Annotated in this window: 23 protein-coding genes; 1 reads left to right on the top strand and 22 read right to left on the bottom strand. The window is 61.3% G+C overall.

All coding sequences use genetic code 11. From position 1 onward, the window contains the following. Positions 1 to 10: 10 nt before the first annotated feature. The 8 genes from B9Z49_RS17030 to B9Z49_RS16995 form a co-directional block, all read right to left on the bottom strand. On the bottom strand, positions 11 to 931 hold the full coding sequence (locus tag B9Z49_RS17030) for a glyoxylate/hydroxypyruvate reductase A (RefSeq protein ID WP_108354633.1): 921 nt from the start codon (positions 929 to 931) through the stop codon (positions 11 to 13). Between the two features lie 152 nt (positions 932 to 1,083). Beyond that, positions 1,084 to 3,096 carry an acetyl/propionyl/methylcrotonyl-CoA carboxylase subunit alpha gene (locus B9Z49_RS17025; protein ID WP_108354632.1) on the bottom strand — a complete coding sequence of 671 codons (2,013 nt, stop codon included), beginning with the start codon at positions 3,094 to 3,096 and terminating at the stop codon, positions 1,084 to 1,086. Between the two features lies 1 nt (position 3,097). Then, positions 3,098 to 4,255 carry a S9 family peptidase gene (locus tag B9Z49_RS17020; RefSeq protein WP_108354631.1) on the bottom strand — a complete coding sequence of 386 codons (1,158 nt, stop codon included), beginning with the start codon at positions 4,253 to 4,255 and terminating at the stop codon, positions 3,098 to 3,100. 10 nt (positions 4,256 to 4,265) lie between these two features. Next, positions 4,266 to 5,051: an enoyl-CoA hydratase/isomerase family protein gene (locus B9Z49_RS17015; protein ID WP_108354630.1), complete on the bottom strand. Its 786-nt coding sequence runs from the start codon at positions 5,049 to 5,051 to the stop codon at positions 4,266 to 4,268. Continuing rightward, positions 5,048 to 5,581, bottom strand: a complete 534-nt coding sequence (locus tag B9Z49_RS17010; RefSeq protein ID WP_233254679.1) for a DinB family protein — start codon at positions 5,579 to 5,581, stop codon at positions 5,048 to 5,050. The genes B9Z49_RS17015 and B9Z49_RS17010 overlap by 4 nt, the downstream gene beginning before the upstream one ends. Further along, positions 5,569 to 5,976 (bottom strand): PIN domain-containing protein, encoded by a 408-nt coding sequence (locus B9Z49_RS17005; protein WP_108354628.1) that lies wholly within the window; start codon positions 5,974 to 5,976, stop codon positions 5,569 to 5,571. The genes B9Z49_RS17010 and B9Z49_RS17005 overlap by 13 nt, the downstream gene beginning before the upstream one ends. After that, positions 5,973 to 6,293, bottom strand: a complete 321-nt coding sequence (locus B9Z49_RS17000; RefSeq protein ID WP_108354627.1) for a type II toxin-antitoxin system VapB family antitoxin — start codon at positions 6,291 to 6,293, stop codon at positions 5,973 to 5,975. The genes B9Z49_RS17005 and B9Z49_RS17000 overlap by 4 nt, the downstream gene beginning before the upstream one ends. Before the next feature lie 44 nt (positions 6,294 to 6,337). Next, positions 6,338 to 7,945, bottom strand: a complete 1,608-nt coding sequence (locus B9Z49_RS16995; protein ID WP_108354626.1) for a carboxyl transferase domain-containing protein — start codon at positions 7,943 to 7,945, stop codon at positions 6,338 to 6,340. A gap of 132 nt (positions 7,946 to 8,077) precedes the next feature. On the opposite strand from B9Z49_RS16995, the gene B9Z49_RS16990 reads away from it, so the two are divergent. Continuing rightward, on the top strand, positions 8,078 to 9,130 hold the full coding sequence (locus B9Z49_RS16990; RefSeq protein ID WP_108354625.1) for an AraC family transcriptional regulator: 1,053 nt from the start codon (positions 8,078 to 8,080) through the stop codon (positions 9,128 to 9,130). Positions 9,131 to 9,309: 179 nt separating this feature from the next. On the opposite strand, the gene B9Z49_RS16985 is transcribed toward B9Z49_RS16990, so the two are convergent. From B9Z49_RS16985 to B9Z49_RS16920, 14 genes are all read right to left on the bottom strand, one after another. Then, the gene (locus tag B9Z49_RS16985; protein ID WP_108354624.1) at positions 9,310 to 9,729 is read right to left on the bottom strand and encodes a putative toxin-antitoxin system toxin component, PIN family; all 420 of its coding nucleotides are present in this window, start codon (positions 9,727 to 9,729) and stop codon (positions 9,310 to 9,312) included. After that, the gene (locus B9Z49_RS16980; protein WP_108354623.1) at positions 9,726 to 9,998 is read right to left on the bottom strand and encodes a type II toxin-antitoxin system Phd/YefM family antitoxin; all 273 of its coding nucleotides are present in this window, start codon (positions 9,996 to 9,998) and stop codon (positions 9,726 to 9,728) included. The genes B9Z49_RS16985 and B9Z49_RS16980 overlap by 4 nt, the downstream gene beginning before the upstream one ends. A gap of 115 nt (positions 9,999 to 10,113) precedes the next feature. Beyond that, complete coding sequence (locus tag B9Z49_RS16975; protein WP_108354658.1) at positions 10,114 to 10,761, bottom strand: HAD family phosphatase; 648 nt, start codon at positions 10,759 to 10,761, stop codon at positions 10,114 to 10,116. Positions 10,762 to 10,808: 47 nt separating this feature from the next. After that, complete coding sequence (locus B9Z49_RS16970; RefSeq protein ID WP_108354622.1) at positions 10,809 to 11,201, bottom strand: YchJ family protein; 393 nt, start codon at positions 11,199 to 11,201, stop codon at positions 10,809 to 10,811. Between the two features lie 93 nt (positions 11,202 to 11,294). Then, positions 11,295 to 11,726 (bottom strand): rhodanese-like domain-containing protein, encoded by a 432-nt coding sequence (locus B9Z49_RS16965; RefSeq protein WP_108354621.1) that lies wholly within the window; start codon positions 11,724 to 11,726, stop codon positions 11,295 to 11,297. A 45-nt stretch (positions 11,727 to 11,771) separates the two neighbouring features. Next, positions 11,772 to 13,232, bottom strand: a complete 1,461-nt coding sequence (locus B9Z49_RS16960; RefSeq protein WP_369913764.1) for a TrkH family potassium uptake protein — start codon at positions 13,230 to 13,232, stop codon at positions 11,772 to 11,774. 2 nt (positions 13,233 to 13,234) lie between these two features. Continuing rightward, a complete protein-coding gene (gene trkA / locus B9Z49_RS16955) occupies positions 13,235 to 14,626 on the bottom strand; it encodes a Trk system potassium transporter TrkA (RefSeq protein ID WP_108354619.1) in 1,392 nt (463 codons plus the stop codon). Positions 14,627 to 14,675: 49 nt separating this feature from the next. After that, positions 14,676 to 15,803, bottom strand: coding sequence for an acyl-CoA dehydrogenase family protein (locus tag B9Z49_RS16950; protein ID WP_108354618.1), 1,128 nt, complete (start codon positions 15,801 to 15,803; stop codon positions 14,676 to 14,678). A gap of 20 nt (positions 15,804 to 15,823) precedes the next feature. After that, positions 15,824 to 16,501: an SDR family oxidoreductase gene (locus tag B9Z49_RS16945; RefSeq protein ID WP_108354617.1), complete on the bottom strand. Its 678-nt coding sequence runs from the start codon at positions 16,499 to 16,501 to the stop codon at positions 15,824 to 15,826. 3 nt (positions 16,502 to 16,504) lie between these two features. Continuing rightward, complete coding sequence (locus tag B9Z49_RS16940; RefSeq protein ID WP_108354657.1) at positions 16,505 to 17,686, bottom strand: acetyl-CoA C-acyltransferase; 1,182 nt, start codon at positions 17,684 to 17,686, stop codon at positions 16,505 to 16,507. Between the two features lie 97 nt (positions 17,687 to 17,783). Beyond that, positions 17,784 to 18,440 carry a carbonate dehydratase gene (gene can / locus B9Z49_RS16935; RefSeq protein ID WP_108354616.1) on the bottom strand — a complete coding sequence of 219 codons (657 nt, stop codon included), beginning with the start codon at positions 18,438 to 18,440 and terminating at the stop codon, positions 17,784 to 17,786. A 46-nt stretch (positions 18,441 to 18,486) separates the two neighbouring features. Continuing rightward, entirely contained in the window at positions 18,487 to 19,668 is a 1,182-nt protein-coding gene (locus B9Z49_RS16930) for an isovaleryl-CoA dehydrogenase (protein ID WP_108354615.1), read from the bottom strand. Positions 19,669 to 19,755: 87 nt separating this feature from the next. Continuing rightward, positions 19,756 to 20,190, bottom strand: a complete 435-nt coding sequence (locus B9Z49_RS16925; RefSeq protein WP_108354614.1) for a PaaI family thioesterase — start codon at positions 20,188 to 20,190, stop codon at positions 19,756 to 19,758. A gap of 121 nt (positions 20,191 to 20,311) precedes the next feature. Further along, positions 20,312 to 20,716 carry a MerR family DNA-binding transcriptional regulator gene (locus tag B9Z49_RS16920; protein ID WP_108354613.1) on the bottom strand — a complete coding sequence of 135 codons (405 nt, stop codon included), beginning with the start codon at positions 20,714 to 20,716 and terminating at the stop codon, positions 20,312 to 20,314. Between the last annotated feature and the right edge of the window lie 50 nt (positions 20,717 to 20,766).

Genomic DNA, 20,766 nt, shown 5'->3' with positions numbered 1-20,766 from the left:
CTTTGGATGTTCAATAGCCGCGATGGTGCTCGACCACGCCGTTGATCGGCTCGCCACGCTGCAATGCCTGGATTTTGCCCACGATTTGCGCGATGCTTTCTTCGCGCAGGGTGCGGGCCGAGGTATGGGGCGTGACGGTGATTTTCGGGTGTTGCCAAAACACATGGCCTGCGGGCAGTGGCTCGGTGCGGAACACATCCAATGTGGCCCCCGACAGGTGGCCGCTGTCGATGAGGGCGAGCAGGTCCTCGTCGACCAAATGTTTGCCCCTGGCCACGTTGATCAGGTAGCCGCCTTGTTGCAGTTGCGACAAAGTGCTCTGGTTCAGGATGTTTTCGGTCTCAGTCGTGAGCGGCATCAGGTTGACCAGCACACGCGTGGCGGCCAAAAATTCGGGCAGGCCTTGCGGCCCATGGAAGCAGCGAATGCCAGGCAGGTCTTTGGGGCTGCGACTGAAGCCGTTGACCGGGAATTCAAACACCTGCAAGGCCTTGGCCACCCGCTCGCCCAGAACGCCCAAGCCCATCACACCCACGGCAAAGTCGGCCCTACTTTGTGGTTTGCGGTAAGACCAGCGTCCGGTTTTCACATCGGCCTCGTATGCGTCGAGCTCACGGAAATGCCGGATCACCGCATGGCACACGAACTCGGCCATCTGCACCGACATGCCCGCATCGTCCAGGCGCACGACCTTCAAGCTGGGTGGCAGCTTCAACTGCAGCAGGGCGTCCACGCCTGCGCCAATGTTGAACAGGGCCTGCAGGGTCGACTGCTCGTCGATGAACTGCTGGGGCGGGGCCCAAACGATGGCATGGTCAGCTTGGGGCGCGCCCGGGGCCCAGGCGAACACCTCGGCGGCAGGGAAAGCTTGTTGAACAGCTTGCACCCAAGGCTCGGGGGGCAGGGTGGCAAAGCAGATGGTGATTTTCATGCAGCGATTTTGTCAGCAAGCCGATGACCGCGTTGTCGCAGCGGCTAACAACGACGGCCGGCTTACCGTTTTGTAGGTCGACGGCTTCAGCCCCGACATGCGGCTGTTGCCAATCGCAGATCGTCGGAGCTGAAGCTCCGACCCACAAGAACTCACGCGGCCAGCTTGAGCAGCTCTGCCCCGTCAGCGACTTGGTCACCGGGTGCGTACAGCAACTCGGCCACGGTGCCGTCTTGGGGCGCACTGATGGTGTGCTCCATCTTCATGGCTTCCATCACCGCCAAAGGCTGGCCGGCTTTGACCTTGTCGCCCGCCTTGACGGCAAAGGACACCACCTTGCCCGGCATGGGGGCCGTGAGGCGACCGCCTTCTTGCGCGGCTTCGCCAGCGTGCGCCAGTGGGTCGAGCACGGTGATGCGGGTCGCGCCTTGGGGCGTGAAGAGGTGCGCAGTTTCGCCTTGCCAGTCGAGCTGACTGAAGCAGCGGGGGGTGCTGCCCCACTGCACCCACAGGCCTTCGCCATGGGCAGCAAATGTCAGCACGCCAGATGCAGCGTCATCGCCTTCCAATGACAGGCTCAGAGCGCCGTCGTGAAGGTAGTTCAGACGAGCCGAGCGGGGCTGGTCTTGCCAGACAAATTCAAAGCGGCGCTGCGCCAAGCCGTGCGACTGCCAGCCATCGCGGCGACTGAAGGGGTCTGCGCCTTGCAGGGCTTTTTCGGCGTGCAGGGCGTGGGCCACCACCGCAGCCACGGCGGCAGGCAGGCCCACGGATTCTTGCTTGAACAAGACGGCGGCTTCTCGCTGGATGAGCGCGGTGTCGAGCTTGGCCGTGGCAAAGGCCTCGCTGCGCACCACATGGCGCAAGAACTGTACGTTGGTGTTCAGGCCCACGATATGGGTTTGCGCCAAAGCGGTGTCCAGACGGGCCAGCGCTTGCTCGCGCGTGTCACCATGCACGATCACCTTGGCCACCATGGAGTCGTAAAACGGGCTGATGGTGTCGCCCTCGCGCACACCATCGTCGATACGAACCGTACTTCTTTCAAAGCTGGTCGCTTGTGGCTTGCGGTAAACCTGCAAAGTGCCGGTGGCTGGCAAGAAGTTGTTGTCGGGGTTCTCGGCACAGATACGGGCCTCGATGGCATGGCCTTGTATGCGCAATTGGTCTTGGCGCAAAGGCAGCGGCTCGCCACTGGCCACACGCAGTTGCCACTCGACCAGATCAAGACCCGTGATGGCCTCGGTCACGGGGTGCTCGACCTGCAAGCGGGTGTTCATCTCCATGAAGAAAAATTTCATGGATTCGGGCTGGTCATAAGCCGTTTGCTCGACGATGAATTCCACCGTCCCAGCGCCCACGTAATTCACCGCTTTGGCAGCGGCCACGGCAGCTGCGCCCATTTGGGCACGCAGCGTTTCGGTCATGCCAGGAGCAGGAGCTTCTTCGAGCACTTTTTGGTGACGACGCTGCACCGAGCAGTCGCGCTCAAACAAGTACACGCAATTACCCTGCGTGTCGCCAAACACTTGAATCTCGATGTGGCGCGGGCGCTGCACATACTTTTCAATCAGCACCGCGTCGCTGCCAAAGCTGTTGATGGCTTCGCGCTTGCAGGAGGCCAGCGCTGCCGCAAAGTCTTCGGACTTTTCGACCACGCGCATGCCTTTGCCGCCGCCGCCAGCGCTGGCCTTGATGAGGGCGGGGTAACCGATGCGGTCGGCTTCGCGCTTCAGCAAGGCCGGATCTTGGTCAGCGCCGTGGTAGCCGGGCACCAGCGGCACACCGGCTGATTCCATCAATCGCTTGGATTCGGCCTTGAGGCCCATGGCCAAAATGGCCGAGGCGGGCGGGCCGATGAACACCAGGCCCGCTGCGGCGCAGGCCTTGGCGAAGTCTTCGTTCTCGCTCAAAAAACCATAGCCCGGGTGCACGGCCTGGGCACCCGTATCTTGCGCGGCTTGCAAGATGCGCTCCCAGCGCAGGTAGCTGTCTTTGGGTGCGCTGCCGCCAATGTGCACCGCTTCGTCGCAGGCCTGCACATGCTTGGCTCCGGCATCAGCGTCCGAATAAACGGCCACAGTCTGGATACCCATTCGGCGCGCAGTAGCGGCCACTCGGCAGGCGATTTCGCCACGGTTGGCGATCAGTATTTTTTTGAACATTTCAATTTCTCCAAACCACTTGGTCATCTACGGCATACAACTTACAGGTGATGCCACGGCGTGCCTGGCAAAAACCCAATGCGCGACCCACGGCCCAATCGCCCGTGGCAAAGCCCGCGCCACCTGGGCCGATGGCAAAAGCACGCGGGGAGGGGCTGGCCAAAAACCGGGTGTACAGGTTTTGCCGGGTCTCGGCACCCACTGGCACTTTGTCGATCTCGTCCACTTGGGCAAAACCAGTCGGTGTGGGCACTGGCGGCAATGCGGGCTGGGTGTAACCGGCCTTGGCCAGAAAAGCATCCACCCAAGGCACCCAACGGTCCATGTCGATGCTGAACCCCGAATGACCATCCTGGCCCACGGGAGCGAGTTGCCGAAACTCGGCTTGCCCTCCACCGTCCAGCCAAGCCCGGTGCCAGTCGCGCGGCGCTTGCACACCCCAGAACAAATCGTTTTCCCAATACAGCCACAGCATGGGCACTCGGGCTTGAGCTGCTCGGGCTTTCCAGAGACGTGCAATCTGCGTAGCAGCGCACGATTGGCCTGGACGGCCCACCGGATCACCCCCGGTGCCGCCTGCAAAATTGATGGCCCCTTGCAAGCCTGCTGGGTTGCGCCAGGCCGTCGCTACCGTGGTCAAGCCGCCGACCGATTGGCCCATGACCCACCACCGCGAGGCGTCAACGAAGGGCAAGCTGCGCGCGAATTCGGCCACCGCGATCACTTGGTCTGATGCGGCAAGGCTCATGGGTTCGATGCGAGGTTGGCTGCAGCCGCCATTGGTTTCCGGGTCAAAACCATCGTGGGTTTCGCCATAGCCCACACGCGTGGGCACCATCACCACAAAACCCTTGCCCACAAAATAGCGGGCCTGTTGCTCAAACCGAAAGCGTGTCGGTTGGGCCATTTTCTCGCGGCTGGTGGCGCGGCCATGGTTGAGCACCACCATCGGAAACGGCCCATCCCCTGCGGGTTTGAACACCGTCACGGGGATTTGGCGCTGTTCACGCCGACCGTAAAGGTCCTGCACCGAAACCGGAATACGGTGAACGACTTCATGCAGGTCTTTGGCAACCGGCAACTCTGCAGGGGCTTGCGCATGCGCACACATCGCCCACCAGCAAGCACCGAACCCCAGCAGACCACGAAGCAGTTTCATACCCATGCGCTCAAGACAGCAGCCAGTTGGGTTTGCGTTTTTGCAAGAAGGACTGCACGCCCTCCTTGCCTTCACTGCTGGCACGGATGTCGGCGATGCCCGCCACCGTCTGCGCCACCAGCGCGTCGTTGATCTCGCGTTCGGCCACGTCCTGCACCAGCTTTTTGCAAGCACGCACGGCATGGGGACTGGCGCTGACGAGGGCGTGCGTCAGCTCGGCCACTTTGGCGTCCAGCGCGTCGGCGCTCACCACCTCATGCACCAGGCCAATTCGGTGCGCCTCGGCAGCGCTAAAACGCTCAGCCGTCAAAAAGTAACGGTGCGCTGCACGCGCGCCCATGGCACGAATCACATAGGGGCTGATGGTCGCCGGGATCAGGCCCAGCTTGACCTCGCTCAGGCAGTAATACGCCGTGTCCACGCTCACCGCCATGTCACACGCCGCCACCAGGCCCATGCCCCCGGCGTACACGTCGCCCTGCACGCGGGCAATGGTGGGTTGGGGGCATTCGTAAATGGCGCGCAGCATGGCGGCCAGCTCGCCCGCGTCGGCCAGATTTTCGCCCTGGGTGTAGTCGGCCATGCGGCGCATCCAGTTGAGGTCAGCACCGGCGCAAAAAGCGGGACCCTCGGCGGCCAGCACCACGCAGCGCACGGCTGCGTCTTGGGCCACTGCCAGAAAAGCGTTTTTCAGCTCGGCTATGACTTCGTCGTTGAAGGCGTTGCGCACATCGGGGCGCGACAGCGTGATGGTGTGCACGCCGCCTTGGGTGGAAATTTTCAATGCGTTGCTCATGCTTTGGGTGCCTGTTCTGCGAGAAGGAAATACACCATGTCCAGCTCCGGGCAAGGCTGGCCAAGCGCGGTCAGTGCTGCCGTGATCTGACCACGGTGGTGGGTGGCGTGGTTGAAGACATGCGCCAAGGTGGCCGCAAACGGCAAGGACAGGGGGTCACCCTTGCTGGTCCGGTAATCCAGGTGACCATCAAAGCGCTCGGCACTCCAGCTGGCGATCAGTGGCGTCCAGTTGGCCGATCCGCCCTTGAGCGCCTGCGCCAGGCGTTCGCGGTGGGGCTCAACCTCGGTATCCAGCGCCAGCACCGGTGATGCGCCTTTGGCAAAACGCGGATACCAGAGCAAGTGCTCGGCCACCAGCATGTGGTTCAGCGTGCCGTGGATACTTTTGAAGAACAGGCCCACGTCGCGCCGATAGTCTGCATCGGACACGCGCGAGACCGCTTCGAGCAGGCGGTGCGTGACCCAGACCTGGTAACGCGCTTGCATGTTGAAGTGGCTGTGCCAAGTCGATGTGTTCATTGTGGCCATGTGTCCAGTCCTCCTAAAGTTTTGAGCGATTCAAAATCCGCGTCGCGGTGCAGCAGCGTGTGGCCATGGGTCATGCAGTAGCTGGCTAAAAGCACGTCGATGGGGCTGTGCACGGTGCGGCCAGATTGGCGCAACCGTTGATAGAGAGTGGCCGCCTGCAAGGCGTTGTTGAGGCCACCAATTTCCACCACCTCCAAGTCCAACAGCAGGTCCCGCACTCGGGCCTGGGCACTGGCCGTGGAGAAGCCTCGAACCACCTCAAAAATAACCAAATCAGCCACTCCAATGTCAGGCGGCCCTTCTTGCCCGGAAAGCCAGTGCTTGAGCTGCTGGGTCTGTGGGTTGATCGTGCCTCGAAAGTGATCGATCAGCACGCTGGAGTCCACCAAAATCATGCTGACTTGCCTTTCCCACGCAGCTTGGTTTGAGCGCCTGCTTGGGATTTTCGAGCTTTAACAGCGGGCTTGACCTCATATGTAGCAGCAGGTTCTTGCGCGGTCTCTGCAAGTTGCCGCTCTTCGCGCGCCTTGGCCCAGGCTTCGTCGGAGTCGTCCCAAAACAAAGTGCCACGCGCAGCCAACAACGCTGCATAAGCCTTCTTGCGCTTGAGTAAACGCAAGCCCTCTTCGACCGCTTCCTTTTTGGTCTTGAAGCCGCCTGCCGCCATGGCAGCGGCCATCAAGTCGTCGTCAATTTCAATGTTGGTTCGCATGCGCTCAGCCCCTTAATGTGTATGAATTCACAAAATCATACACATCACATGCGAAAAAGTCCAAATTTCGTCTCGGGAATGGGTGCATTGAGCGATGCGCTCAGGCCCAGCGCCAGCACGCGGCGGGTATCGGCCGGGTCGATGATGCCGTCGTCCCACAGGCGGGCGGTGGCGTAGTAAGGGTGACCCTGCACCTCGTATTGCTCTTTGATGGGGGCCTTGAACGCGGCCTCTTCGTCGGCGCTCCACTGGCCGCCCTTGCCCTCGATGCCGTCGCGCTTGACGGTGGCCAGCACGCTGGCCGCCTGCTCGCCGCCCATGACGGAGATGCGGGCGTTGGGCCACATCCACAAAAAGCGGGGGCTGTAAGCGCGGCCGCACATGCCGTAGTTGCCCGCGCCAAAGCTGCCGCCAATGATGATGGTGAACTTGGGCACAGCGGCAGTAGCCACGGCCGTGACCATCTTCGCGCCATTGCGGGCGATGCCTTCATTCTCGTATTTGCGGCCCACCATGAAGCCGGTGATGTTTTGCAAGAAGACCAGCGGGATCTTGCGCTGGCAGCACAGTTCGATGAAGTGCGCGCCTTTGAGCGCCGACTCGGAAAACAAAATGCCGTTGTTGGCGATGATGCCCACCGGCATGCCTTCGATGCGGGTGAAGCCGCAGATCAAGGTGGTGCCAAAGCGCGATTTGAATTCGTCGAACTCGGAGCCATCGACGATGCGGGCGATGATCTCGCGCACATCAAAGGGTTTGCGCGTGTCCGTGGGGATCACACCATACAACTCTTGTGCGTCGAACAGCGGCGACACAGGCGTGTGGGTGGCGATGTTGGGGGCCTTTTGTGCGTTCAGGTTTTTCACAGCCTGACGCGCCAGCGCCAGCGCGTGCACATCGTTTTGCGCCAAGTGGTCGGCCACACCCGACAGGCGCGTGTGCACATCACCACCGCCCAAATCTTCGGCACTCACGACTTCGCCCGTTGCGGCTTTGACCAGCGGCGGGCCGCCCAGAAAGATGGTGCCCTGGTTTTTGACGATGATGGTTTCGTCACTCATGGCGGGCACATAGGCGCCACCTGCCGTGCAGCTGCCCATGACCACCGCGATCTGCGCGATGCCTTGCGCGCTCATATTGGCCTGGTTGAAAAAGATGCGGCCGAAGTGGTCGCGGTCGGGGAATACCTCGTCCTGGTTGGGCAGGTTGGCACCGCCCGAGTCCACCAGATAGATACAAGGCAGGTGGTTTTGCTGTGCGATCTCTTGCGCGCGCAAATGCTTTTTCACCGTGAGGGGGTAATAGGTGCCGCCCTTCACCGTGGCGTCGTTGCACACGATCATGCAGTCCACGCCGCTCACGCGGCCAATGCCCACGATCACACCCGAGCTGGGTGCGTCGTTGTTGTACATGTTGAGCGCCGCCAAGGGCGCGACTTCGAGGAAAGGCGTGCCGGGGTCGAGCAGCATTTGCACGCGGTCACGCGGCAGCAGCTTGCCACGGGCGGTGTGCTTGGCGCGGGGCGCCTCACCACCGCCCAAAGCCACGCGCTCAAGGTGAGCGCGCAGGTCGTCCACCAAGCTGCGCATGGCGGCAGCATTGGCTTGAAAGTCGGCCGAGCGGGGGTTCAGTTGAGATTGCAAAACAGTCATGTATCTTCCTTGGCTGTGGCCCCGGGTGCACGGCAAACACCGCGCATGAGGGGCAATGCTTGCCAGCTTACGACCTGCCCCCGATTAGAGGGTGTCAATTGGGTTGCAAATCGTGCCACAATTTCAAGCCCCATGAATACGCACCTGCCTGCCCCACCTCGACCGACCCACACCGGCCGCGCCGAGACACCCATGGCTTTCGTCCAAGCCATTGTGCAGGCCTACTCCCAGCGCGGCCTGGACCCGTTGCCCGCCCTTGTCGAGGGACAAATTGCGCCAGAGGCCCTGCAGGAACCTGAAGCCCGCATCACTGCATTGCAAATGGAGTGGCTCTCATCCACCGCCATGCGGGCGCTGGACGACGAAGCCCTGGGCTGGTTCAGCCGCCGCCTGCCTTGGGGCAGCTACGGCATGCTGGTGCGCGCCTCACTGACTGCCCCCAACCTGGGCGTGGCACTGGCCCGCTGGTGCCGCCACCACGGCTTGCTGACCGACGACATCCACCTGCAAGTCAGTCCGTCGCAGGGCGTGGCCAGCCTGCAATTGACCGAGCAACGCAGGCTGGGCGCTTTGCAGGAATTTGCCGTGGTCTCGGTACTGCGCAACGCTTTGGGCGTGGCCTGCTGGCTGACGGATTCGCGCATCCCCTTGCTGCAGACCACGCTGCGCTTTGCCCCGCCACCTCATGCCGACAGTTACCGCGTGCTGTTTGACGGCCCCACCCAATTCAATGCGCCCACACACAGCCTGCAGTTCGACGCGGGCTACCTGAGCCTGCCGGTGCGCCGCGACGAAGCCGCTCTGCAACGCATGCTGCAACGCGCCCTGCTGCTCACGGTGCGCCCCTACCGCCGCGACCGCCTGTTGGTGGAAAAAGTACGCCAAACCCTGGCTGAACACCCCGAACACAGCCGCAACGCCGACGACCTGGCCGCCTGGCTCAACCTGTCGGCCCGCACCCTGCACCGGCAACTCAAGGAAGAAGGCGCCAGCCTGCAGCAACTCAAAGACGCCGTGCGCCGCGACCTGGCCATGGACCTGCTGCTTCGCACGCAACGCCCGATCAAACAGATCGCTAGCGAAGTGGGGTTTCAGAACGAAAAGAGCTTCATGCGGGCGTTCAAGGGGTGGACGGGACAGACGCCCGAGGGGGTTAGGTCTCATCTGCCATCTCAGCCCAGCTAAATTGACTTTTACCTGTGGAAAAAGCCCTCAAAATTTATATTCGTCCCGTCTTGTCTTTAAATTTGTCCAAGATTGAATGCCTGATCAAGCTACTTGCAAGCAAACAAGCGGCACCCGAATGAGCCAGAAATCCAGCGCTTCGCTCAAGCCAAAGTGGTCATTGACAAAACCACTCCAATTCAGCCCCCATGCCGCTCCCAAAAAGCAGCAGGGCCAAACACAGGGTACTTGTTGGCCAAGGCCAACAGTGCCTTATCTCCCGTGATCAAAGCCACGGTGGGCGCTTCAGCTTGGGCGGCACGCCACGTCCCCAGCACCGCTTGGTCCCACGGGTCTGTGAGCAGAGGCTCCAGTGCTGGGTCGGGCACCACGATTTCAGCTTCGAAACTCAGGCAGTCCACCAAATCATTCATCTCGGCCTCGCTCAAACCGTGCCGTGACTGCAGGCGCGGCAAAACCCGCCGCAGCTCTTCCAATATGTAGTCACTGAGAACCACCTCCAAAGCCCCAGCCTTCCAAACGGCAAGAATTCGGCCCGGCAGACTGGCTGAGTAAGCCAAACCACTGAGCAACACATTGGTGTCCAGAACCACCCTCATGCTGCAGCGCGTTGATCGCGAACAGCGTCCTCAATTTCAGCCATGCCATCACTTGGAGGAAGCGCTGAGAAACCCAAAGCCAAACGCTCACTGAGGGCTTCAAATCGGCTGCGCTGCCTGCGAATTCTCTCGTACAGTTTCACATCCACCAAGGCGGCCACGGGCTTGCCGTCTTTGCTGATGACGATGTGGTCTTGCCTGTATTGCACTTGGTTGAGCATCTCGCCTAGGTTTTGGCGAAACGCCACTGCAGAAGTTTGAACCAACATGACAGCCTCCGTTGATCAGTATGATCATGCTGATTATATTGACTTGCGATTTGTACGACTGTCCGTGGGCTTCAAACTGTTTTTCGGTCGCTGGCTCCCGGACCGAGCCACGCGATCAAGACAAACGCAGCTCGTGCATGCCCATGAAGACCCGTTGCGCGCCCGCTTGCAAGAGCGGCGCATGTTCAGCTGGGGGCGCGGCATAGGCCCACACGGTTGCGCCAGCGGCCACACCCGCCGTGATGCCCACGGTGGTGTCTTCCACCACCAGGCAGCGGGCCGGGTCGATTTGCAAATGGGCCGCAGCGGCCAGGTACACATCGGGGTGCGGTTTGCTGCGCGGCATTTCGTGACCGCTGAAAATGCGGCCTTCAAAAAAGTCCATCAGACCGACTTGCTTGAGCATCATCTCGACCTTGAACCGGTCTGCACCCGATGCCACCGCAATACGGCCCTGGCAGTGCTCGTTCAGGTGGGCCACCGCCTCGTGCACGCCCTCGATGGCGGTGATGCTTTGGGTGAGGCTTTCGTTGCGGCGGGCAAAAAACTGTTCCAGCCACGCTTCGGTGAGCGGCTGGCCAGTGTGCGCTTCGATCACGCTGCGCTGGCTTTTGACGGTGTGGCCCACAAAGCGCTGCATGCACTCGGCCAGCGTCATGCGCCAGCCTTGCGCTTCAAACATGTCACGCAGCACGCCGCAGGTGATGGCCTCGCTGTCGACCAGCACGCCGTCGCAATCGAAAAGAATGGCTTCAAAGTTCATGTGAATGATCATACGGGGTGAGCCTGCAGCGCGGTCATGCACCGTCTTCACAGCACATCACCCTCCACATAAAACCAACGGCCGTCTTCGCGAACAAAACGGCTGCGTTCGTGCTGGCGCACAGCTTTGCCGCCCAAGCGGAAACGGGCGACAAATTCGACCTCGGCTTTGTGTTCTTCGGTGCTAAGGCACTGCTTGATCTCCAGCCCTAGCCATTTGGCTCCGGGCTCCAGCGTCAAATCAGCGGGTCTTTGGTTGCTGTGCCAAGTGGCCAGCAGATAAGGCACATCGCCCCGCACAAAAGCGCTGTAGCGCGAGCGCATAAGGCTTTCGGCATCGGGGGCGGCTACGCCTGCGTGATAAGGACCGCAGCATGCATTGAGTGCCAGCGGCTGGCCTTTGGCGGTGGTGCGGCCACAGAGGCAAGGTGTCAAATTCATGAGACTTTATTTCGGGTCGGTGGCTTCAGCCCCGAAAAACCGAGGTGGTCCAACATGTCGGGGCTACAGCCGCCAACCTACGGGGAGCAGGCATCAAGCGCTTTTTCGCGCCGCACTTTCGGCCTTATGTTGGTCCATGGTGACCATGGGCGCTTGGGCTTTTTTCCAGGCGGTAAACCCACCGTCGATGTGGGCCACATTGTTCATGCCCATGTCTTGCAGGGTTTTGGTGGCCAAGGCGCTGCGCCAGCCTGCGCCGCAAAACAAGATGAACTGCTTGCTCTCGTCGGCAAACACGGGCTTGAAATAAGGCGAAGCAGGGTCCACCCAAAACTCCAACATGCCGCGAGGGGCCAGCAAAGCACCGGGCACGGTGCCTTCGCGTTCCAGTTCTCGCGGGTCACGGATGTCGACAATCTGAACGTTTGGGTCGCTCAAGCGGGCGCGCACCGCGTCCACGCTGTGCGTCGTGACCTGGGCCATGGCTTCGTCCACGAGCGCCTGAAATCCTTTGGTGATGGGCATGTCTGTCTCCTTGTGTGTATTAAATAGCGTCGCTTGAGGGTGGGTTTATTTTCGCCAAAAGTGTGAGCTGAACAGCACCAGCACCGACAGCAACTCGAGGCGGCCCAGCAGCATGGCAAAGGTCAGCACGCCCAGCTGAAAGGGGTTCAGGCCGCCGTAATTGCCCGAGGGCCCCACTTCGCCAAGTCCCGGGCCGATGTTGTTGACGGTGGCGATCACCGCAGAAAACGCGGTGACAATATCCATACCACTGAGCAAAAGCAACATGCTCAGGCCCATAGTGGCACCGCCATAAATGAGCATGAAGCCCAACACCGCCGTCATGACCGACATGGGCAGGATCCCACCGCCCAGCGTGACCGGGTTGATGACGCGCGGGTGGATGATGCGCACCAGCTCTCGTCGGGCCTGCTTGACCAGCAAGATCATGCGCACCATCTTGATGCCGCCACCGGTGGAACCTGCACAGGAGACAAAGCAGCCCAAGAACATCAGCAAGACTGGCGCAAACACGGGCCACAGCGCGTAATCGGTAGCCGCGTAACCGGTGGTGGTGGCCAGCGACACGACATGGAAAGCGCTCACACGCAGGGCATGGGCCCAGTCGCTGTACACGCCATGGGCCATCAACAAACCCGTCAGCAGCACAGTGGCCAGGACCAGCACAGCAAAGTAGGTGCGGATTTCATGGTCGTTGGTCACAGGCTTGAGCGACAGGGTGCGCAACACCACAAAGTAACGCACAAAGCTGATGCCTGCCAGCGTCATGAAGACGATGGCCACGCCTTCAATCAAGGGTGAGTTGAAATGCGCAAAGCTGGCATCGTAGGAAGAGAATCCGCCCAAGCCCATGGTAGTGCACATGTGCATGAAGGCATCGGCCCAGCTCATGCCCGCCCAGCGATAGGCCAGCAAGCAAGCGCCCGAAAACACAAAGTACACGCCCCACAGGCCGCGCGCCGTCTCGGAAATGCGCGGCGTGAATTTGGTGTCTTTCATGGGGCCGGGGGTTTCGGCTTTGTAGAGCTGCACGCCGCCCAAGCCCAGCATGGGCAACACCGCCACCACCAGCAGCATGATGCCCAGGCCGCCGATCAGTTGTAAAAAACATCGCCAGATGTTCACCGACACAGGCAAGTGCTCCAGCCCCGACAAGGCCGTGGCCCCGGTGGCCGTGAGCGCGCTCATGGCTTCAAAGTAGGCCTTGAACCAGGAGATGTCGGGCACCAAAAACATGAGGGGCAATGCCGAGTAAGCTGGCAAGACCAACCAAACCATGTTGACCAACAAAAAACCGTCTTTGGCCAGCAGTTCACGGCGGTGGCGCTGCGTGATGGCCGCCAGCAGCAAACCGCTCGCTGCCGTCAAGCCAAAACCCGCCAGCCAGATCCACTGCAGGTCGTGGTGGTCTTCAAACCAGGCCCAGATCCCCGGCACCAAAAAAGTGACCGAAAACGCGATCAGGATGCGCGCCATCACCGCCAAAACGGGGAAGAAGGTTTTCAGCATCAACCAAAGAAGGTCGCACCGACCTGAAAGAGTTTTTCCACCGCACGCACATCGCGCTTGTTGGGGATGAACAAGATGATGTGGTCATCGGTCTCGATCAAGGTGTCGTGGTGCGGCATCAGCACTTCGGACGTTCTGCCCTCGCCTCGCACGATCGCGCCCATGCTGACCCCCTTGGGCAGATTGATTTCTTCGACGCGCCGCCCCACCAGCTTAGAGGTTTTGATGTCGCCTCGTGCAATGCCCTCCAGAGCCTCGGCAGCGCCCCGGCGCAGGCTGTGCACCGCAGCCACATCCCCCCGTCGCAAATGCGCCAGCAGCTCACCAATGACGGTTTGCGCAGGCGATATGGCGATGTCGATGGTGCTGCCTTGCATCATGTCGGCATAGGCGCGGCGGTTGATCAGGGCCATCACGCGACCTGCGCCCATGCGCTTTGCCAGCATGGCCGACATGATGTTGTCCTCGTCGTCACTGGTCAAGGCCAAAAACAGATCCATCTCGCCCACGTTCTCTTCGTGCAGCAGGTCTTCGTCAGCGCCGTCTCCATTCAAAATCAACATGCTGGACGGCAGTTGGCTGGCCAGGTATTCGCAGCGCTTCTTGTCGCGCTCGATCAGCTTCACGTCATACTGGCTGGCCAAGATGCGCGCCAGACGCAGACCGACTTTGCCGCCCCCGGCCAGCATCAAGCGCTGCACGGGTTTGTCGGTTTTGTGGATGCCCGCCAGCACGATGCGGATCTTGCTGGTGTCGGCCAGCACAAAGACCTCGTCGCCGGGCAGAATGCGCGTCTCGGGCGTGGCGTCGATCTGGGTGTCTTGGCGGTACAGGGCCACCACACGCATTTCGGCGTGGGGTAATCGCTCACGAAACTCGGCAATGGTGTGGTTGACCAGCAAGCTGTCGGCCGCGGCGCGCACCACGATCAGGCTGACGCGGCCCTCGGCAAACTCCAACACCTGCAAGGCCTCAGGGTACTGGATGAGCTGCTCGATGTAGCGCATCACTGATTCTTCGGGGCAGATCACATGGTCGACCGCGAAACCGGATTTGCCCAACAACTCGTCGCCCTCATTGAACTCGGGCGAGCGCAAACGGGCAATGGTGGTGGGAATATTGAAAACGTCGTGGGCGATCTTGCAGACTACCAAATTCGACTCGTCGGCCGCCGCGCAGGCAATGATCATGTCGGCGTCTTTGGCCCCAGCCTCGCGCAACACAGAAGGCTGGATGCCATTGCCAACCACGCCGCGCAGGTCCAGTCGTTCTTCGAGCAGCCGCAGGCGTGCCGGGTCCTGGTCGATGACGGTGATGTCGTTTTGCTCGGAAACCAGGCTTTCAGCGACGCTTTCGCCCACGCGGCCAGCGCCGAGGATGATGATGTTCATAAGCTGAAATCATACGTCAATGACCGGCGTCAGCCGGTCATTCAGGTGCTCAAAGCGCGCGCTGGATGATGATTTTCTGCACGTCGCTGGTGCCTTCGTAAATCTGGCACACGCGCACATCGCGGTAAATGCGCTCGACCGGAAAGTCGCTCACATAGCCGTAGCCACCCAGGGTTTGGATGGCGGCGGAGCACACCATTTCGGCGGCTTCGCTGGCGAACAGCTTGGCCATGGCCGCTTCTTTCAGGCAAGGGCGGCCTGCGTCTCGCAAGCTGGCCGCGTGCCAAATCAGCTGACGCGCCGCTTCGAGTTGGGTGGCGCAGTCGGCCAAACGGAAACCCACGGCCTGGTGGTTAAAGATGGCGGTGCCAAAACTCTCGCGCTGCTTGGCATAGTCAATCGCCACATCGAGCGCGCTGCGGGCCATGCCCAGGCTTTGCGCGGCGATGCCGATGCGCCCGCCCTCCAAAGACGACAGGGCGATCTTGTAGCCCTCGCCCTCTTGGCCAATCAGGTTTTCGGCGGGGATGCGGCAGTTGTCGAAATTGATTTGCGCCGTGTCGCTGCTGTGCTGGCCCAGCTTGTCTTCCAGGCGCGCCACCACGTAGCCCGGTGTGCGGGTGGGCACGATGAAAGCGCTAAGGCCTTTTTTGCCCGCGGCTTTGTCCGTCACCGCGATCACGATGGCCACGTCGCCGTTCTGGCCACTGGTGATGAACTGCTTGACGCCGTTGATGACGTAATCGTCGCTGTCTTTGACGGCCGTGGTGCGCAGGGCCGAGGCGTCCGAGCCCACATGCGGCTCGGTCAGGCAAAACGCACCCAGCATCTGGCCTTGGGCCAAAGGGGTGAGCCACTGCGCTTTTTGCGCGGCGTTGCCGTACATCATCAAGATGGCATTCACGGGACAATTGGTCACGCTGATGGTGGTGCTGACGCCGCCGTCACCGGCTGCGATTTCTTCGAGCACCAGCGCCAGCGTCACATAGTCCAGACCCGCGCCGCCCAGCTCTTCAGGCACACAAATGCCGTACGCGCCCAGCTCGGCCAGACCCTTATGGGCTTCTTTGGGAAAGTGGTGTTTTTTGTCCCACACGGCCGCATGGGGCCAGAGCTCGCATTGTGCAAAATCGCGCACAGCGTCGCGGATCATTTCCTGGTCGGGGGTCAGCAGCATGGGGCTCTTTCTTTATCGGGTCACCACAGCAGGGTCTGGCCGTCGTGATTCAAAAATGCGCCACGCTGTGTCGGGTCGCGTTGTTCAAGGATACGATTCAGCGTTTGGCGCAGGCTGCTCGCGCTTTGCTCGGGCGTGAGGGGCGCGGCCGCCCCACCCATGTCGGTCTGCACCCAGCCGGGGTGAATGGCCAGAACGATCACATCAGGCTGCTCGGCTTGCGTGCAGCGCACCACCATGTTGAGGGCGGCCTTGCTCACGCGGTAGAGCGCGGCGTTGCCGCTGGTGGTTTCTTGCAGGCTGCCCATGACCGAGCTGATGCAGGCGATCACGCCTTTTGTCTCTTGCACCATGGGCACGATTTGGGGGATGACCTGCATCGCGCCCATCACGTTGGTGTGCATCACTGCATCAAAGCTGTCGCGGGTAGGCGGCGTGTTCGCACCGGCGCGGTCCATGGCTCCGGCCACGTAAATGGCCAGGTCGATTTTTTCGCCGTCAAGCTGCCAAGACAGCCCAGAGTTGCTGGCCGGGTTGGCTACGTCCAGGCGCAGGGTCTGCGCGCCCAAGGCCTTCAGGCGTTCAAGCCCCTCATCGCTTCGGGCTGTCGCGATCACTCGCCAGCCGTCTGCGATGTACTGGCTGGCCAGCTCAAACCCGATGCCGCGCGATGCGCCGATGAGGAGGACAGTTTTCATGCATCACACCAGTTCCAGCGCCACAGCCGTGCCTTCGCCGCCGCCAATGCACAACGTGGCCAGACCCTTCTTGAGGCCACGGGCTTTCAGCGCGTGGATCAGCGTGACCATGATGCGGGCACCGGATGCGCCAATCGGGTGACCCAGCGCGCAAGCGCCGCCGTTAACGTTGACCTTGTCATGCGACACGCCCAGCTCTTTCATGAGCGCCATGGGCACCACGGCAAAGGCTTCGTTGACTTCCCACAGGTCGACGTCTTGCACGGTCCAGCCGGCTTTGGCCAAGGCTTTTTGTGTCGCACCCACAGGGGCGGTGGCAAACCACTCGGGCTCTTGGGCGTGGGTGGCGTGGCTCACGATGCGGGCCAGCGGTTTGCAGCCCTGCTTGGCAGCGGTGCTCTCGCGCATGAGCACCATGGCAGCCGCACCGTCGTTGATGGACGAGCTGCTGGCGGCGGTGATGGTGCCGTCTTTCTTGAAGGCGGGCTTGAGGCTGGTGATCTTGTCGAGCTTGACTTTGCCGGGGCCTTCGTCGATGGACACCACGCGTTCGCCGCTGCGGTCTTTCACCGTCACGGGCGTGATCTCGGCGGCAAATGCGCCCGACTCTGTGGCGGCTTTGGCGCGCTGGACGCTGGTGGTGGCGAAGTGGTCTTGCTCGGCGCGGGTGAAGCTGTACTTGGCGGCGCAGTCCTCGCCAAAGGTGCCCATGCTGCGACCGGCTTCGTAGGCGTCTTCCAGGCCGTCGAGCATCATGTGGTCATAAATTTTGTCGTGGCCCATGCGGTAGCCGCCACGGCCCTTGAGCATGAGGTAAGGCGCGTTGGTCATGCTTTCCATGCCACCGGCCACCAACACATCGTGTGTGCCGGCCACCAGCATGTCGTGCGCGAACATGGCCGCGCGCATGCCCGAGCCGCACATCTTGGACAGCGTGACCGCGCCCGCGCTCTTGGGCAAACCGCCTTTGAAGCCAGCCTGCCGCGCTGGTGCCTGACCCTGGCCTGCCATCAGGCAGTTGCCAAACAGCACTTCGGTGACGAGTTCAGGGCTGATGCCTGCGCGCTCGACGGCGGCTTTGATCGCTGCGCCACCCAGGTCGTGTGCGGCCAGCGCGGAAAAGTCACCTTGGAAGCTGCCCATGGGGGTGCGGGCGGCACTGACGATGACGATGGGATCGGACATGGTTTTCTCCAGAAAATTCAAAAAACTCAACTTTAGGGCTCGGACTCAGCGACAAATTAAGCCCAAGAGTCAATAACGCGCCTGTTCGTACCAGACTTCACAGGCCGCCGCGCGGGTAACGCTTGAAAGCGCTGCGGAACACGTCCACCACCTCGTGGCTGCCGCTCATGCTGACGCCCAAGTCTTTGGCCAGGCCGTCCTTGAGGCCATAACACCAACCGTGCACGCTGAGCTTTTGCCCGCGCGTCCAGGCGTCTTGCACCACATTGGTCAGGGCCACATTGCCCACCTGCTCGATCACGTTCATCTCGCACAGGGCGTCTTCTTGCTCGGGCACCGTCAGGTGATCCAGGCGGCGACGGTGGCGCACCTTGACATCGTGCACATGGCGCAGCCAGTTGTCAGCCAAGCCCACACGCATGCCCCGCAGCGTGGCCAGCACGCCGCCGCAGCCGTAATGCCCCACCACCATGATGTGCTCGACCTTGAGGGCGTCGACCGCGTACTGGATGACCGACAGCGCGTTCAAGTCGGAGTGCACGACCACATTGGCCACGTTGCGGTGCACAAACACCTCGCCCGGGTCCAAGCCGGTGATCTGGTTGGCGGGCACGCGGCTGTCGGAGCAGCCGATCCACAAGTACTTGGGGTTTTGCTGGTTGGCCAGGCGTGAGAAAAAAGCCGGGTCGTCGCGCACCATGCGCGCCGACCATTGGCGGTTGTTGTTCAGAAGGTGTTGCAGTGAAGTGGTCATGGTGAGATTGTCGCTGGACTGGCCTGCCGCTGGATGACGAACCGCTTCAGCAGGTTTCGGCGAACAGCTCGCGACCGATCAGCATGCGGCGAATCTCGCTCGTGCCCGCGCCGATCTCGTAGAGCTTGGCATCGCGCCACAAACGGCCCAGTGGGTATTCATTGATGTAGCCGTTGCCACCAAAAATTTGCACGCCCTCGCCAGCCATCCAGGTGGCTTTTTCGGCGGTCCACAGAATGACCGAGGCGCAGTCCTTGCGCACCTGACGCACATGCTCCACGCCCAACAAGTCGAGGTTCTTGGCCACGGTGTAGGCGAAACTGCGACCAGCCTGCAACACCGTGTACATGTCGGCCACTTTGCCTTGGATCAGCTGGAACTCGCCAATGCTCTGGCCAAACTGCTTGCGGTCGTGGATGTAGGGGATCACGTTGTCCATGACAGCCTGCATGATGCCCAGCGGGCCACCCGTGAGCACAGCGCGTTCGTAGTCGAGACCACTCATCAGCACTTTAGCCCCGTTGTTCAGGCCACCCAGGATGTTCTCGGCGGGAACTTCAACGTTGTTGAACACCAGCTCGCCCGTGTGGCTGCCGCGCATGCCCAGCTTGTCGAGCTTTTGCGCGATGCTGAAACCCTTCATGCCTTTTTCGATCAAAAAGGCCGTGACGCCGCGTGCGCCCAATTCGGGCTCGCTCTTGGCGTACACCACCAAAGTGTCGGCGTCCGGGCCGTTGGTGATCCACATCTTGGAGCCATTGAGCAGGTAGTAGCCGCCCTTGTCTTCGGCCTTGAGCTTCATACTCAGCACGTCCGAGCCCGCGCCGGGTTCGGACATGGCCAAAGCGCCGACGTGCTCGCCACTGATCAGCTTGGGCAAGTATTTGGCGCGCTGCTCGGGCGAGCCGTTGCGCTTGATCTGGTTGACGCACAAATTGGAGTGCGCACCATAGCTCAGGCCCACGCTGGCCGAGGCACGGGAAATTTCTTCCATGGCGATCATGTGGGCCAGATAGCCCATGTTCGCGCCGCCGTACTCCTCGCCCACAGTGATGCCCAGCACGCCGAGGTCGCCCATCTTGCGCCACAGGTCCATCGGGAACTGGTCGCTGCGGTCGATTTCGGCAGCGCGGGGGGCGATTTCGGCTTGGGCAAAGTCCCGTACGGCGTCGCGCAGGGCGTCGATGTCTTCACCGAGTTGGAAGTTGAGGCCAGGCAAGTTGTTCATGGGGGTTCCTAATGGGGTTTTGCGTTGAGCGTTGAGCAGTTTCAGTTGATTTTCACGCTGAACGCAAAACGCCCAACGCTGAACACACTAGTAAGTTTTGGCTACAGGCACCAGCGTCGACTGCATCACCGCGCAGTCCGAGCGTTTGCCGGTGTCGTCGATGTGCACCACCTCGGCCGTGGTCACGATGATGCGTTTGCCCGCCTTGGTGACGCGACCGGTGGCGCGAATCTCTCCGCCTTGAAAGTTGGAGAGAAAGTTGATCTTGTATTCCACTGTGGTGACTTCCATGCCTTCTGGCGACACGGTCAGTGCAGCGTAACCGGCGGCAATGTCCGCCAGTGCGCCAATGGCACCACCGTGGTAACCGCCCTGTTGCTGCGTGACCTTGTCGCTGTATGGCACCGCCAGTTCGACCCGCCCAACCGAGGCCGACAACAGGCGAACACCCAAGTGGTTCATCATGCCCTGACGGGCCAGGCTCGTGGCAACACGCTCGTGGGGGGTCAGGGCTGAGGTCACATCGCATCCGGAGGTTAAGGTCAAGCCGAACTGTAATTGACGTTTACGTCAACGTCAACCAATAGCCGGTGGCCAGCATGCCCGCAACACGGGGGTCTCGGTACGGCCCAAACCGCGGAGATCAGCTGGCTGGAACGGCCTTATTGGCCTTGTTCAGCAAACTGCGGGTCTCTTTTTCGTGGGTTTTGACTTCGTCCAGCGTCGCCTCCAGGTCGGCCAATTGCGACTCCAGCTGTTGGCGGTGTTCGGCCAGCACCACGAGGAATTTTTTGAGCTGCGGCACCGTATCGCGAGGACTGTCGTACATGTCGATCAGTCCCTTGGCTTCGTTGAGCGACAAGCCCAGCCGCTTGGCGCGCAAGGTGAGTTTCAAACGGGTGCGGTCGCGGGCCGAATACACGCGGTTGCGCCCCCCTGGGCCAGAACGCTCGGGTTCGAGCAAGCCCATGTCTTCGTAAAAACGAATGGCACGGGTGGTCAGGTCAAATTCTTGGGCCAGATCGCTGATCGTGTAAGTGTTCGCCATGGCGTGGGGTCCTCACCGTCTTGCGCAAGGGGGACAGCCTTGCGAAAAGC

The organism is Limnohabitans sp. 2KL-51 (assembly GCF_003063645.1).
Lineage (GTDB): Bacteria > Pseudomonadota > Gammaproteobacteria > Burkholderiales > Burkholderiaceae_C > Limnohabitans_A.
Note: the sequence above shows the minus strand (reverse complement) of the source record. Positions and strands in the feature narration are given on the sequence as shown.

What these genes read in the sequence shown, in the direction of transcription:
- B9Z49_RS17030 (WP_108354633.1), bottom strand. Translation starts at nt 931, where the DNA reads ATGAAAATCACCATCTGCTTTGCCACCCTGCCCCCCGAGCCTTGGGTG.
- B9Z49_RS17025 (WP_108354632.1), bottom strand. Translation starts at nt 3,096, where the DNA reads ATGTTCAAAAAAATACTGATCGCCAACCGTGGCGAAATCGCCTGCCGA.
- B9Z49_RS17020 (WP_108354631.1), bottom strand. Translation starts at nt 4,255, where the DNA reads ATGAAACTGCTTCGTGGTCTGCTGGGGTTCGGTGCTTGCTGGTGGGCG.
- B9Z49_RS17015 (WP_108354630.1), bottom strand. Translation starts at nt 5,051, where the DNA reads ATGAGCAACGCATTGAAAATTTCCACCCAAGGCGGCGTGCACACCATC.
- B9Z49_RS17010 (WP_233254679.1), bottom strand. Translation starts at nt 5,581, where the DNA reads ATGGCCACAATGAACACATCGACTTGGCACAGCCACTTCAACATGCAA.
- B9Z49_RS17005 (WP_108354628.1), bottom strand. Translation starts at nt 5,976, where the DNA reads ATGATTTTGGTGGACTCCAGCGTGCTGATCGATCACTTTCGAGGCACG.
- B9Z49_RS17000 (WP_108354627.1), bottom strand. Translation starts at nt 6,293, where the DNA reads ATGCGAACCAACATTGAAATTGACGACGACTTGATGGCCGCTGCCATG.
- B9Z49_RS16995 (WP_108354626.1), bottom strand. Translation starts at nt 7,945, where the DNA reads ATGACTGTTTTGCAATCTCAACTGAACCCCCGCTCGGCCGACTTTCAA.
- B9Z49_RS16990 (WP_108354625.1), top strand. Translation starts at nt 8,078, where the DNA reads ATGAATACGCACCTGCCTGCCCCACCTCGACCGACCCACACCGGCCGC.
- B9Z49_RS16985 (WP_108354624.1), bottom strand. Translation starts at nt 9,729, where the DNA reads ATGAGGGTGGTTCTGGACACCAATGTGTTGCTCAGTGGTTTGGCTTAC.
- B9Z49_RS16980 (WP_108354623.1), bottom strand. Translation starts at nt 9,998, where the DNA reads ATGTTGGTTCAAACTTCTGCAGTGGCGTTTCGCCAAAACCTAGGCGAG.
- B9Z49_RS16975 (WP_108354658.1), bottom strand. Translation starts at nt 10,761, where the DNA reads ATGAACTTTGAAGCCATTCTTTTCGATTGCGACGGCGTGCTGGTCGAC.
- B9Z49_RS16970 (WP_108354622.1), bottom strand. Translation starts at nt 11,201, where the DNA reads ATGAATTTGACACCTTGCCTCTGTGGCCGCACCACCGCCAAAGGCCAG.
- B9Z49_RS16965 (WP_108354621.1), bottom strand. Translation starts at nt 11,726, where the DNA reads ATGCCCATCACCAAAGGATTTCAGGCGCTCGTGGACGAAGCCATGGCC.
- trkA (WP_108354619.1), bottom strand. Translation starts at nt 14,626, where the DNA reads ATGAACATCATCATCCTCGGCGCTGGCCGCGTGGGCGAAAGCGTCGCT.
- B9Z49_RS16950 (WP_108354618.1), bottom strand. Translation starts at nt 15,803, where the DNA reads ATGCTGCTGACCCCCGACCAGGAAATGATCCGCGACGCTGTGCGCGAT.
- B9Z49_RS16945 (WP_108354617.1), bottom strand. Translation starts at nt 16,501, where the DNA reads ATGAAAACTGTCCTCCTCATCGGCGCATCGCGCGGCATCGGGTTTGAG.
- B9Z49_RS16940 (WP_108354657.1), bottom strand. Translation starts at nt 17,686, where the DNA reads ATGTCCGATCCCATCGTCATCGTCAGTGCCGCCCGCACCCCCATGGGC.
- can (WP_108354616.1), bottom strand. Translation starts at nt 18,440, where the DNA reads ATGACCACTTCACTGCAACACCTTCTGAACAACAACCGCCAATGGTCG.
- B9Z49_RS16930 (WP_108354615.1), bottom strand. Translation starts at nt 19,668, where the DNA reads ATGAACAACTTGCCTGGCCTCAACTTCCAACTCGGTGAAGACATCGAC.
- B9Z49_RS16920 (WP_108354613.1), bottom strand. Translation starts at nt 20,716, where the DNA reads ATGGCGAACACTTACACGATCAGCGATCTGGCCCAAGAATTTGACCTG.